Source organism: Desulfurococcus amylolyticus Z-533 (genome assembly GCF_000513855.1).
In the GTDB taxonomy this organism is placed as follows: domain Archaea; phylum Thermoproteota; class Thermoprotei_A; order Sulfolobales; family Desulfurococcaceae; genus Desulfurococcus; species Desulfurococcus amylolyticus.
The window spans coordinates 1088634-1101917 of record NZ_KI911318.1 but is presented as its reverse complement, the minus strand read 5'-3'; the positions used below and the strand labels follow the sequence as shown (position 1 = coordinate 1101917).

The 13284-nt window shown below is 44.2% G+C and carries 12 protein-coding genes; 8 read left to right on the top strand and 4 right to left on the bottom strand.

Annotated features, from left to right (window positions below; all coding sequences use genetic code 11):
- Positions 1 to 13: 13 nt before the first annotated feature.
- Together SPHMEL_RS05770 and SPHMEL_RS05765 are read right to left on the bottom strand one after the other, a co-directional pair.
- A complete protein-coding gene (locus SPHMEL_RS05770; RefSeq protein WP_232216781.1) occupies positions 14 to 370 on the bottom strand; it encodes a hypothetical protein in 357 nt (118 codons plus the stop codon).
- Entirely contained in the window at positions 361 to 897 is a 537-nt protein-coding gene (locus SPHMEL_RS05765; protein WP_042667708.1) for an NUDIX hydrolase, read from the bottom strand. The genes SPHMEL_RS05770 and SPHMEL_RS05765 overlap by 10 nt, the downstream gene beginning before the upstream one ends.
- A 66-nt stretch (positions 898 to 963) precedes the next feature.
- Here SPHMEL_RS05765 and SPHMEL_RS05760 point away from each other — a divergent pair, with 66 nt between their 5' ends.
- From SPHMEL_RS05760 to cas4, 6 genes are all read left to right on the top strand, one after another.
- On the top strand, positions 964 to 1830 hold the full coding sequence (locus tag SPHMEL_RS05760) for a TIM barrel protein (protein ID WP_042667707.1): 867 nt from the start codon (positions 964 to 966) through the stop codon (positions 1828 to 1830).
- Positions 1820 to 2404: an archaetidylinositol phosphate synthase gene (pgsA, locus tag SPHMEL_RS05755; protein ID WP_232216780.1), complete on the top strand. Its 585-nt coding sequence runs from the start codon at positions 1820 to 1822 to the stop codon at positions 2402 to 2404. Before SPHMEL_RS05760 ends, pgsA begins: the two co-directional genes overlap by 11 nt.
- A 59-nt stretch (positions 2405 to 2463) precedes the next feature.
- A complete protein-coding gene (locus SPHMEL_RS05750; RefSeq protein WP_012608651.1) occupies positions 2464 to 3483 on the top strand; it encodes a DHH family phosphoesterase in 1020 nt (339 codons plus the stop codon).
- Between the two features lie 16 nt (positions 3484 to 3499).
- Positions 3500 to 4534, top strand: a complete 1035-nt coding sequence (locus SPHMEL_RS05745; RefSeq protein ID WP_042667706.1) for a histone deacetylase family protein — start codon at positions 3500 to 3502, stop codon at positions 4532 to 4534.
- 13 nt (positions 4535 to 4547) lie between these two features.
- On the top strand, positions 4548 to 5129 hold the full coding sequence (gene cyaB, locus SPHMEL_RS05740) for a class IV adenylate cyclase (protein ID WP_012608649.1): 582 nt from the start codon (positions 4548 to 4550) through the stop codon (positions 5127 to 5129).
- 109 nt (positions 5130 to 5238) lie between these two features.
- A complete protein-coding gene (gene cas4 / locus SPHMEL_RS05735) occupies positions 5239 to 5865 on the top strand; it encodes a CRISPR-associated protein Cas4 (RefSeq protein ID WP_042667968.1) in 627 nt (208 codons plus the stop codon).
- A gap of 61 nt (positions 5866 to 5926) precedes the next feature.
- Here cas4 and SPHMEL_RS05730 read toward each other — a convergent pair whose 3' ends face one another.
- The gene (locus tag SPHMEL_RS05730) at positions 5927 to 7168 is read right to left on the bottom strand and encodes an MFS transporter (protein ID WP_042667705.1); all 1242 of its coding nucleotides are present in this window, start codon (positions 7166 to 7168) and stop codon (positions 5927 to 5929) included.
- A gap of 302 nt (positions 7169 to 7470) precedes the next feature.
- On the opposite strand from SPHMEL_RS05730, the gene SPHMEL_RS05725 reads away from it, so the two are divergent.
- The gene (locus SPHMEL_RS05725; RefSeq protein ID WP_232216779.1) at positions 7471 to 10908 is read left to right on the top strand and encodes a glucodextranase DOMON-like domain-containing protein; all 3438 of its coding nucleotides are present in this window, start codon (positions 7471 to 7473) and stop codon (positions 10906 to 10908) included.
- Positions 10909 to 11250: 342 nt separating this feature from the next.
- Here SPHMEL_RS05725 and SPHMEL_RS05720 read toward each other — a convergent pair whose 3' ends face one another.
- Complete coding sequence (locus SPHMEL_RS05720; RefSeq protein WP_042667703.1) at positions 11251 to 12057, bottom strand: SAM hydrolase/SAM-dependent halogenase family protein; 807 nt, start codon at positions 12055 to 12057, stop codon at positions 11251 to 11253.
- Positions 12058 to 12389: 332 nt separating this feature from the next.
- On the opposite strand from SPHMEL_RS05720, the gene SPHMEL_RS05715 reads away from it, so the two are divergent.
- A complete protein-coding gene (locus tag SPHMEL_RS05715) occupies positions 12390 to 13277 on the top strand; it encodes a hypothetical protein (RefSeq protein WP_012608644.1) in 888 nt (295 codons plus the stop codon).
- The last annotated feature ends 7 nt before the right edge of the window (positions 13278 to 13284 follow it).

Here is a 13284-nt window from a genome sequence, read left to right as displayed (position 1 = left end):
CCATGTCTACTGGCTAATCCGGTTTCTCCACTATTTTATACAGGTAAAACTCAAATGTATTCTCTCCTTTTATAAGCCTGTATAACACGTAAACCAATGGCTTATCTGCTTCACTAGCGTAGAGCTCAGCGATAACGAGCTGGTTGCATGCCTCCTCCTCCGGAAAGATGTTACAACCACTATCGCTGAGTATGGATGCTTCAAGCCCTAGAGGCTCGACGAGGTCGTTTATCATCACCGGTAGCCTCTCCATTAAGTAGTCTTCGAGTACATCTATTAATTCCCGGGAAACCCAGCCGCTCCCTCCCTCGAATACCAGTCTCATGGATAGGATTCTCCTGAGCGTATCTAAATCGGTGCTCAAGCACATCCACCCCTCGAGCAGTACAGGAGGATTAGGAGAGCGGTTTTCATATCGTTTATGACACCAGAGTAAACCATTTTAACAGCCTCTGATAACGGTATCTTGAATGGCTCAAGGACCTCGTACTTCTCGGGTCTAGCGCCCCGGTACTCTAGGTTGGCTGCATAATATAAGTGTATTACTTCGCTGCTGTAGCCTGGCGAAGGAGTATAGGAGCCCAGTCTCACTAATTCCCCTGGATAATAGCCTGCCTCCTCCTCTAGCTCTCTCCTGGCCGCCTCCTCAGGTGTCTCACCAGGATCTATGACGCCGGCTGGGGCCTCTATTATAATGTCATTAAGGGGGGCTCTGAATTGCCTCAGCAAGATTACCTCATGACTCCCTAGGATTGGTAGTACGGCCGCTGCCTCAGGGAACACGACGATATCCCTTGCGAACTCGTCGCCGCTGGTTTTTCTATAGTATCTCCTGACAACATTGAATCGAAGCCCTTCAACCAGTAATTCTTCCCTTAATACTAGTGGCTTATCCATGGTATTCACTTCCACTAGGTTAATAAGTGATGTATAAGTGGATTAATTAATGAGCAGGGTGGTTTAATGCCTAAATTCTGGTTTGGGCCAGCCGGTAAGCCTATAGGTCTCAAATCAATGGATATAACTGAGGCCCCAGCATTTATAAGGAGGATAGGGTTAAACGCTATGGAGTACGAGGCTGTTAGAGGTATTAATATAAGTGATGAAAAGGCGAGAATACTTGGGGAAGCCTCTAGAGGCCAGGGAGTAAAGCTTAGTCTGCATGCACCATACTATATCAACCTAGCCGGTAGAGAACAAGTAGTAAACTCCAGTATCGAGAGGCTGACGGCCTCTGTAAGGATATCTTCAGTAATGGGTGCATATATTGTGGTATTTCACCCAGGCTACTACAGGGACGCTCCATCTAAGCGTGGAGCTGTTGAAAAGATTATCAGGAATCTCTCAAGGGTTGTAGAGTATAGGGATCAACAAGGCTTCAAAGATGTATGGCTTGGACCCGAGACCTCGGGTAAGATAAGCCAGGTTGGAGACCTTGGGGAGGTAATAGAGATCTCCAGTGCTCTCAAAGGGGTTAGACCAGTCATAGACTTTGCACACTTATATGCCAGGTATATGGGTAGACTCGTTAGGAGTAAAGAAGATATTGTGAAAATAGTTGACGTCATAGAGAAGAAGCTTGGAAGAGAATACCTTAACCCATTACACACGCATTTCTCGAAGATAGAGTTTAACAGAGGTGGGGAAAAGGAGCACCATGCATTAGGTGAAGAGAAATATGGCCCCGACTTCAGGATCGTGTGTGAAGCTCTGTGTGAAGTAGGGGTGGATACGGTGGTTATTAGTGAGAGTCCTTTGTTGGAGGAGGACTCGTTAATCATGAAGAATACTTGTATTGAGGTATGTGGTGAAAGATGCGTTGTTGAATAAGTTGCGCGATAAGCTGGCCGCTATTGTGAATACTGTAGCGAAACCCTTCATAGTTATAGGTGTACCACCAAATGTCCTGACAGCGTCTTCAATGATGATATTGCTAATAGGAGCTTTCTTCTTCGCTTTCTCAACTGATATCCTCCTTTACCTGGTATTCATTACAGTATCAAGCATTCTAGATGCCCTTGATGGAGCTGTTGCAAGAGCCATGGGTAAAGCGAGCAGATTTGGAGCATTCCTAGATTCCACTGTGGATAGAGTGAACGATGCTATATTAATATTATCCCTCGGATTCCTGAGATTAAACCAGTTATACATACTGGTGTTCCTAGTGGCTTCATTCCTAGTAAGCTATATCAGGGCTAGAGCTGAAAGCCTGGGTGTGGGGTTAGCCGGCATAGGATTAATTGAAAGACCTGAGAGAATCCTCGGTGTTATCCTGGTGCTAGCATCATATAGGGTGTCTCCTCGGCTAGCTGAAGCGCTCCTCTTGGTCTTAACCATTCTCTCGGTTGTAACCGTTGTTCAGAGAATTATGCAGGTATATAGGCGTATTAATGCCGGTAATTAAAGTTTTAATTATCATTAAATACTATCTAAGGCAATGACAACAGATTCGAGGTGCTTACCATGTCTGAGAATATTAAGAGAGTATTTGTGGCGGGTGACTGGGACGCCGATGGTGTGGTTGCAGCCGCGCTCATCGTATATAGTCAAGAGAAGATCGGCAAATACCCCCTTGAATCCAAGGCTGTGGTCGACAAGGTACCTTTAGACCCGGATAAAGCCAAGTATTTCCTGGCTAGTTTTAAAGGGGGATATGATTTAGCGGTCTTCCTGGACATACCATACAGCGAGTATCTTGGTAACGCTATGAAGATGATGAAGAATCACTTCGGAGTCTCTCAGATAGTATTCATAGATCACCATATAACAAGCCTGCAGAAGGCCAGGGAACTCCAGGCGTTAGCCGATATCGTGGTGATCGATCATAAGATGCCCACGGCTGGGCTGGTCCTCTGGGAACTCGAGAAGAAAGGCATCAGTGTCCACCAGAGATTAAGGAGTTTTGTCGAGGTAGTTAAATACATGGATATGGGGAAGAGGGTGCCGGAGCAATACATGAAGTTATTCGAGTTAACCAAGATGTTCTCGAAGGCTTTAACCGTTATAAGAGATGAAACCCTATGGGCTAAGATAGTCGAATGGCTTGCCACACCAGCTCCCCTACCAATGCCTCTTGATGAGGCGTTGTGGGGTAAGGTCAAGGCAATTATAGAGGAGAGGGATAAGGAGGTGGCTGATAAGGCGATGGAACTAGCCGTTGGCGCTATTAAAGTAGGTGATTTCCGCTTCATTGACGCGAGGAATGAGTGGAAGAAGAGAGGGGTTACCGCGCTTGCTTCAAAGCTTTCGACAATACTTAAGGCACCAGTACTACTACTAGCTGGGACCAATAGAGAGTACACCCTCCTAGTTATAAAGGCGTCTCATGGTAGGGCCTACAGGATAGCTAAGTATCTTGTTGGGGAGGGTGTAGCATTAGATATAGCCGGGCATCCCAACCTAGCTATAGTGAGATTACCGAAAGACCTGGAGAAGCAAGAGCTGATTAAAATACTGTATCAAGCCGTATACTACTCCACATAACCTGCAGGAACATGCCATGATCAAAATACTCGTCTCGGAAAACTCTATGCATATGCATGTATCGAGGGAGCATCACCCTGAAAATCCTGAGAGAATAGTGAGGGTAATCTCAGCGCTCAAGAGGCATGGCATCAGATATGAATTACATGATGCCGGCTGGATGGATATCGGTGAGGCATTAAGCATTGCTAGAAGAATACATAGCAGAGGATACATCGATAAAATACTGATGTTATCGAAGAAGGCGCCATTAAACATAGACCAGGATACATATCTATCTAGTGACACTTTGACTCTAGCACTGGAAACGCTTTACACATCATACCTAACGGCTCTAAACTTGGGTAGGGATATCGTTTTCTACATAGCTAGGCCTCCTGGTCATCATGCTGGATACCGTGGGAAAACCAGGAGGGCTTATACGCAGGGTTTCTGCATATTTAATAATGCTGTGGCTGCTGTACATGGTCTTATTGATGGGGGATTCAAGAATATAGGGGTTCTCGACTTTGATGCCCATTATGGTAATGGATCCATGGAGCTGCTCTATACAAGTAGAATACTCCAAGTTGATCTACACCAGGATACCCGTTCCCTACCGGTTTTCCCCTGGAATCCCAGCAAGATAGGGGCTGGTGATGGATACGGGTATAAAATAGGTATTCCCCTAGAACCCGGTACGGGCGATGACTCCTTTGTCCAGGTACTAGGCATGGTGGGGAGGATTATTGAGAAATATAATCCTGAAGCACTTGTAGTATCAGCTGGCTTCGACGGCTTTATCGGGGATGGTTTAACTGATCTAGTGTTAACCGAGTATAGTTATTACAGGATCGGCCATATGATCCAGAGCCTCGGTACACCGGTTATAATAGTCTTGGAGGGGGGTTATTCAAGGGGGCTTGATAAAGGATTGGTAGCGTTTATACATGGGCTCGCTGGGGCGAGGGTTACTTATACGTCGGGAAGGAGTCTTCAGGGCGGGATTGCCAGGATCAACCTTGCAAGGGCGAATAAAATAATTAGCCGGGTTGAGAAATACATCGTGTAGAAAGGGTTAAACCATGGACACTGGTAGAAAGAACGCAACAGTGGAGTCCGAGGTCAAGCTACAAGTATTAGTGGACATAGAGGTTATTGAGAAATATCTGGCTACCCATGGCTTCAGAAAGGTGGATGAGTGCCGTGAGAAAGACATTTATTTCAAGCATCCATGCAGGGATCTCGCTCTAAGCGATGAGGCCGTTAGGCTACGCCATCGGGTCTGCGTGAATAGTGGAAGACATATAGTCTTAACATATAAGGGGCCAAGGGAGAATAGGGAGGGCGTGATTAAGACTAGGAGAGAGATCGAGGCCTATTTAACACCGGATAATGCCTCCTCTATTATCGAGATACTGGATAAAATAGGGGTATCACAGCTAATATCATTCGTGAAAAACAGGGATATATACAGGGGCAATGGCCTGGAGGCCTCAATAGATGAGCTTAAAGGGGTCGGGTATTTCCTCGAGGTTGAAGCAAAGGAGCCCCATGCCATTCATCTGCTCGATATCATTGTAAGGGATTTATCCAGCATGGCTAAACCTATTCAGGAGACATATCTCGAGATATGCCTGAAAACAGGTAGATGCATAGAAGAATAACGTCCAGTAATCAGCCTTAACAGAGATACTCAACAATACTGGTGTTCGTAGAAATATTAATATAAAATTGAGGGGGAATTCTGAAAACACTATGGTGGAGGGGTTGGAGATGTATAAAGCGGCCACGGTTATTACAGAAGCTCTTTACAGGCGTGTAGTGGGAGAACAAGTCGAGAAGATGAGCGAACTGAGGAATACTGATATAATATATGTAACAGACCTAGTTGCTTGCAGCCATAAGTATCACTTAAGAAGAAAATATCCGGAGCTCACGATCAGCTTCGAGCCATCCTCTGTGCTCGGGATCCTTCTACATAAGGGATTAGAGGAAGTACTTATGAGTGAGGGATATGAGGTTGAGAAAAGCATAGAGACATATGTAGAGATAGGGAGTAAAAGGTATATTATTAAAGGGAGGCTCGATGCCTATAACCCAAATACTAGAGTAGTTGTTGAGATAAAAAGTTCCAGGTCTTCGAAGGATCTTCCAAGAGGGCATCATGTGGAGCAGTTAAACATTTATCTAAACATGCTGAATGCGGAATCAGGCATCCTAGTCTATATAACACCCGATAAAATAGTAGAGTATAGTATTCAACGTGAGAAAATAGATCTGAAGAATCTTGTGAAGAACGTAGTGGACGATATTGTTCACCCACGTTATTCATGGGAGTGTAATTACTGCATATTTAAGAAGATATGTACATACTATGTGGAGGAGCAGAAACTCCAGTGATGAACTCGGGAAGACTGAGCATAGCAATGAGGATGGTCTTGAGTACTGAGTTCTTTACTGATTATGAGTGTATGTATTCCTTTAAAGCCAGCGTGAATAACAGGTATATATACATGAATGCGATCATGCTTAGAATGCATGAAGCTAGTATGCTTTTAAGCGGCCCCAGGCCCACATATAGTAGTCCACCAATATAGTTTGCAAGCGCTGCACCCATGTTCTCCAGGAATCTTTGAACACCTGTGGCCCTGCCACGTATCTCCATCGGGAGTATCTTGGTTAGTATAGCGGAGATCAATGGTCCCACTAACGCTCCCCCAATAGCTCCGAAGATCGTGCCTATAACCAGGGGAAGTAATGGATTTGTACTGATGAGTAGTGGTGTAGCGTATAATAGGTATGATATAGTTGACAATGAACCAGCCAAGAGGATCACAGTTAAATAGTTCTCGCTGAGTAATGAGGCCAGGATTATTGATGCAGCTATAGAGGATGCTGTTCCCACAGTGTTGATGAACCCCCATTCAGTATTAGTAACTTCCAGTATTCTAACAGAGTATATTGATCCATATGTATTCCAAACAGAGGATGCCAAAGGCGAGATGAACCCGGTGAATAAGTAGATTAGGATAACGTATTTAACCGTCCTGTACCTGAATAACTCGGCTATATCATTAATTATGTTGAAGTCGCCTCTATTATTCCTCAGATTAATGGTTTCCCTGAGACTCCTAGCTCTGAGGAACAAGACTATTAGACTCAAAGTCCCGGATAGTATAAAGCCGTATCTAATTCCTTGAACACCATATACATCATATAGTTTCCCGCCGAGTACAGGCATGAAGAGCCATGGAATACTGGGGAAGACGTTCAACGCGATGAAGCCCTTCAACTCCTTCCTGGATGGAAGGGAATCCATTACTATAGCCGTTAAAGCCGGTTGGTAGAAATGGATGGCTTCATCTATCACCCATATAATTGCCAATTGATTCCATGACTGTGCAAAAGCATATGCGAATTGAATAAGCGAGACAAACAATGTTCCAGCCAGAATAATTCTAACCCTTCCAACCCTATCGGTTAACACCCCTCCCAGGATAGTGAATAAACCCAGTGCAACCATACCGGTGGATTTGACAAGGGCTATCTCGAAATCCCCTGCTCCAAGACTCTTAGCGTAAAGAGAGAAGAAGGGCTGGACAAGCGCGCCGCTTAAACCATAGAGAAACCATGAGATAGCCATTACTAGCACGTTTCCTCTTAGGACACCTAGTAGATCCTTGAACCCATTAATCATGGACATCAATAAGCACCCATAATGATACTCAATTGATTCCCCAAGGTTTTAAAAAAATACATATTTTTAACTTGACATATGCTGGTAGGCCAACAGAATAATAAATGATGAGAGGATAGCGTGGAATCCAATAGCACTTAATGAAGTGCTTCAAGCAATATCATCTCTATGTGAATCCGGTGGGAGATAAGTTGTTTATCTCGGATTGCCTCGGGTCATTGAAATAATATATTTTATTCTTCTTTCATGGATTATTTAAATTTAGATTTAAAATAGATTTGTTATTTATAATCGTATTTATATGGAGCGTGATAAAATTGAGGAAGTTAATCCTGGCTACCATATCACTACTATTAATCACATCAATACTTCAACCACTTGTACCAATAGTTAATAGTGCCGGCGATAAAATATATGTTGCAATTGTATGGCATTATCATCAGCCATGGTATTATAGTGTCGATGAATCATACCTTGTCTTACCATGGGTTAGAATGCATAGTGTTGGAAACTACTATAAGATGGCACACATACTCTCAAAGTACCCTGATATAAGGGTCTCCTTCACCTTCTCCGGGTCCCTGCTCGAGCAATTAATCGACATGGTTGAAAACAATAAGATGGATGTCCGCGAAATCATATCCTGGAGAGTGGTCAATGGAACTCTAAGCAGGGAAGATGTATTCAAGATGCTTCAGATTCCGGGTGGATTCTTCGATGTGAACTGGGGTAGGATAGTTGATAAGTCACCACGATTCAGCGAGCTACGGTCACTAGCTCAGTCAGCGTGGTCGCAGTGCTCCCAGATAACGCGGTCTGAAAGCGAGTTGATGAACTGTATAGTAGACAGGTTCACAGGTGGTAATTTAAGTAGCCAGAACGTGGTTGACCTAGCGGTATTATTCAACCTGTTATGGATAGACCCGCAGGTATCACAGGAAGAGTATCCCGAGGTATATTCATTAATGGAGAGGGCGTATACTTCAAGCCAGCCAAACTATACTATAAATGAATTGAGAATTGTTCTGAACACGCATAGGGATATCATGGCTAAAATTATCCCAGCATATAAAGAGCTAGCCTTAAAAGAACAGGTGGAACTAGTACCAGTACCATATAGCCATCCCCTTGCACCCATAATAGCTGATCTAGGGTTCTCGGAGGATTTGGAAATACATATTTCTGAGAGCATGAGGTTGTTCAAAGAGTATTTTAATGTAACACCGAGGGGTGTATGGCCAGCTGAGGAGGCTGTGAACGAGGAGGTGCTCGAAGCATTTAAGAGAGCTGGTGTTACTTGGACTATAACAGATGAATCCATACTAGGGAAAATCGGTGTCAACACTGGTGATATAAACGTTCTAGGGATACCATGGTACATTGATTTCCAGGAGGGCAGAATATACGTGGTCTTCAGGGATACAGAGTTAAGCAACCTGATTAGTTTCCAGTATAGTTCACAGAGCTACACTAATGCTGTCAACGACTTCATTAACAGGGTACTATCACTTAAAGCTTCGGCAAGCGGTCCGAGAATAATCGTGGTTGCATTGGATGGTGAAAACCCCTGGGAAAACTATGAGAGATTCGGGGACTTATTTCTTAACGAACTATACAGGCGTCTCTCAGAGTTACAGGCACAGGGAGTATTAGAAACCATTACACCGGGCTCATTCATAGACTTGTTCCCTAATGTGGCTCAGCCGCTGCCTTTAAAGACATATGTATACCTCGACATAGCTGGTAAGGATATTTCCAATATACCGGGAAATAGCTATGGGGATGGATATAGTGAGCTGCCGAGGAAAGCAGTCCAGGCTCATATACCTGAAGGCTCATGGTCAGGTGGGGAAGTGGCTACCTGGATAGGAGATAGACAGGAGAACATTGCATGGATGTGGCTTGTTAAAGCAAGAAGCGAAATAATGAGGAAGCTGGGTATCCAAGACTTTAAGTCTATATATGTACAATACCCGGAGATAGCCCGCAGCCTCTTAAAGGCTGAGGCTAGTGACTGGTGGTGGTGGTACGGTGGCGATGGTGGTGGTTCTCCACAGACCTTCGATCCATTATTCAAGGCTTATCTAAGGAAGGCTTATCAACTAGCCGGTTTAACCCCACCGGACTACCTGGATGTAACGGCTTACCCTGATGGAACTCCTATAGGCGTGTTAAACACTAATGTTCCCAGGCCCTCCACGTATACTCCAAATATTGATGGAATAATAGAGCAGCAATGGTATAAGGAGATCTCTAATGGCAATGGTCTTAGAATACCTGTGGGCCAGGTATTAGACTCCTTGTTAATACTGGTGGAGCCAGGTAAACTATACTTTGCGCTCAACCTCACCACTGTAGATACCCGGGGATTAAGGATAGGGATATATTTCTCATCACCGTCGACATCTCTCTCGCCGTTCAACCCAGGTTACCAGGTCTATCCAAGAAATAGTAGGGTAGACCTAGGAATATACCTTGTTAAAGAAATATTGGTAGATGTAGCTGCGAGAACCGTAACGATATCGAATGCCAGTGTTAATGACTGGAATGAGGTCTGGAGAGGGAACGTAAGCGTAAATGCCGGCGGCTCATCCACTACTGCTGAGTTCTCTATCGATACAACCGAGCTTAACCTACCTGAAGGGGCTACAACGTACCTAGCGGTTGTGCTATACAGCGGTGATAATGTAACTGAGTATTCATCTAGATTCGGCTTAGTATATCAACTTCAAATACCGCGCGGAGCAATTAGTGGAACAATAATATTTGAGATGAATGATCCAACTGGAGACGATGACGGACCAGGGGGATACGGGTACCCGGGTAACTCCGTGTTTAAGCCAGGAGTCTTCGATATGACTAGGTTTACCGTGATTGATCAAGGTGATAAAATAGTGTTCAAGGTCATTTTCAGAGACCTAGGGGGCAACCCGTGGAGTGGGCCTAACGGCTGGAGCCTGCAACAGGTGCATATATATATACACACCCCCTTGGGGGCTAAGGGTAATAGTACTACCATTGGTTTAAACGCTGATATAGCAGAGGGTTACGAATGGCATATGGCTATAATACTTGCCCCTGGCTGGGGTAGTGATCCTATTCCAGTGGGGGAGAAATCTGCTATATACTACTATGATAAAGACAAACCCGTTGTCCAGGATAGCGGCTTCAAGGTCTATGCCGACCAAGCTGGTAACAGTATCATAGTAGAGGTCTCTAAGTCCCTACTCTATGATGTAGAAGACATTAAGAAGTGGGTGTACATTGTCGCCGTGACTAGTCACGATGGATATGGTACGAATAAGATAAGAAGCTTCAGTCCTAGCGGAGGCGAGTGGTCGGTAAGCGTGCCATCAAACTACTCGGTGGCCATATTGGCCGGCGTTATTCCATACATATTAGACGTGTTAGCGCCAACACCCGAGGAGCAACACAGTATGTTATTAAGCTTTGACCTAGCCGGTAAGAAGCTTGCCCAGTTAAAAGGCTATGGGGCAACACCTGTAACAATAACAACAACCCCGGTCACGACTACCACAACTACAACGACTACTACAGCGACAACAACTACGACCACTACCACAACGACTCCTACGACTACAACAACCACCACCACAACTACTACGACAACACCTATTCAACAACCATTGTTAAACATGGGGCTACTGGTTACACTAGTAGTGGTGATCATAGTAGTTGCAGCAATACTTATATACTTGTTCAGAACCAAAACAGGAAAATCCTAGTTTTTCCTAGTTTTTTAAAAAGCCTGTTGCGGGTTCTAAATCCTTCCTTTACAGATGTGACCTCGGAATAGATGCAGGGAACCAGTGAACCACCCTTTAGGGCTGGGAAGGTCAGATGATGGGTAATTCATGTTCGCCTCGGTATGTTGTTTCTGCTTTCATATAGGTTTATTATTGAAGAATGTAATCGCATGTATAAATCTCTTCCCTAATTCAAGATGTAGAGTGCCAGTGAACACCCCTAAGCCAAATGCAAGCCCAAGCAGTATACAGGGGGAACAAGGATGAAGTGATGAAACCAATTTAAATAAACCTATATGAGACCTGAACCCCATGGTTGAGCTATGATAGTTTTTTGAAAAAGAGCCTTGAGCCCTGTATGATGCCAAATACATCTGCAGCGCTTCCATTATTCACCGCTATCTCCAGGTATCCCCATGAATTAATATAGCAGGCCACCTCGCCTGGGTTAACGATGCTGAAACTTGTTGTAAACACGCATTGGCTTTTTCCTCCTTGATGTATTATCTCTACTTTATCACCAAGCTTAAGAATAGAGCATGCTTCATCCTCATTGATGTTTGTCATTACGTTACCATAGATATCAATATAGAGTGTATATCCCTCGATCAAGTCATCACTGATTCTAGGAGGTTCAATTCTGATTGTTTTCAATGAGTCAACAGGTATCTCGGTACCGATCGCCTCGAGTGGTATACCACGGCTAATCCATGCTGCCACAGGGGCGAAGATGTCGCGTCCATGGAACGTATGTGATACATCGCCCAACCTGTACCTGGAGTTGGAGATGTCAACCACCCTCTTAACTCCATCTTTTAATGCCAGGAGGCTTAGGCATCCGTTATCTGGTCCAACAAGTATGTAATTACTTGTCTCCACTACTATAGCCCGCCTGTTACTGCCGACGCCTGGATCCACGACAACCACGAATATTGTGCCCGGAGGGAAATACCTGGCTGAAACCATGAGTACTACAGCTGCCTCAATAATGTCATGGCGATTTATGCCATGGGTTAAATCCACTATTTCAACATCCGGGTTGATACTTTTTATAACTCCCTTCATCACGCCTACATATGGATCCTTATACCCGAAGTCGGTCATCAAGGCGATAATCCTGTTACTCATAGTGCCCACCATGTGGCTAAACCATTATGAAGTAGCCATATAATTATCCTATGCGAGAGCCCTCGGACACAGTATTCATCACTGCATAGATCAGTTTATCCGCTGCACTTCATTGGGCACTTCTTGTTATTTATTACTCCTATTCAGACCAGATAAATGTGCCGGTCGAACGCTACAATGGTTCATCACAGCTCAGGCCGCCCGTCGAATCCATCCCGGCACAATATTTTATAATTATCGTTCCACCTTAATATTTTGAATAATCATTATTGTTATTTTGGTTAATCAGTATATTAGTTGGTTTATAATAGGGATCAAGTGGGGGTTATCTCATGAGCGAAGGCATCAGGGTACTGCTAAGTAATCTATGGTTCCCTAGCAGGGATGGGGTTGTAAAAGGTGTAATATTTCTGGAAAACGGTAAAATAGGGTTTATTGGTGAAACCCCTGAACCAGAACATGAATTAAGCGAGCTACAATACGACTTCCAGGGGCATGCTATAGCCCTTCACGGCTTTAGCGCTATAGTAGACCTAGTGGAATACCCGTTTAGGAGACTAGGCATCAATGATTTCTCAACTCTATCAAGACACGAGCTTGAGAGGCTCGCAGAGGTGGGGTTTGCAAACGCCTTAGCAAACGGGATCACTATGCCGATAGTGTATACTGAGCACTTAAAACCCGTGGAGAAAATATCGAGGGAGCTAGGCATAAAGGTCGTGATTATTCATGAAGGGGAGGTTGTGGAGAAGAGCGGCTTATACTATTTACTCGTGAAAGAAGGCAACATATATTTCAATGATGAGAAGATAGGCGTGTTAAGCGATATAACCTGTTCACCTCAGAGGATCACTGAGAAGTGTAGGATGATGGATTTGAGAAGTACCGGTTCCACTATATCATCTCTCTCAATACTATATGAGAGCGGGGTGGACTCGGGAAGACTCTATAGAATACTTGTAGAACCCTACAGGATAACCAGGGTTGGAGAGGGGGTTATAGATGTAAACGAGATTGCGGATCTACAGGTCATCGACTTAGGGAATCCATTGAAGGCATCCATTATCAGGCATGAAGACGACTTCTGGGCAACAGTGTCCCGCTTCATGGATCCCGATATAGTTTTCGTTAATGGGGAGTCATACTATGAAAGAGGAGAACACCTTGTTGTACCCGTTAAAAATATAACTGGTATTCTCGACAAAATCTCCATTAAGTAAAAATCTA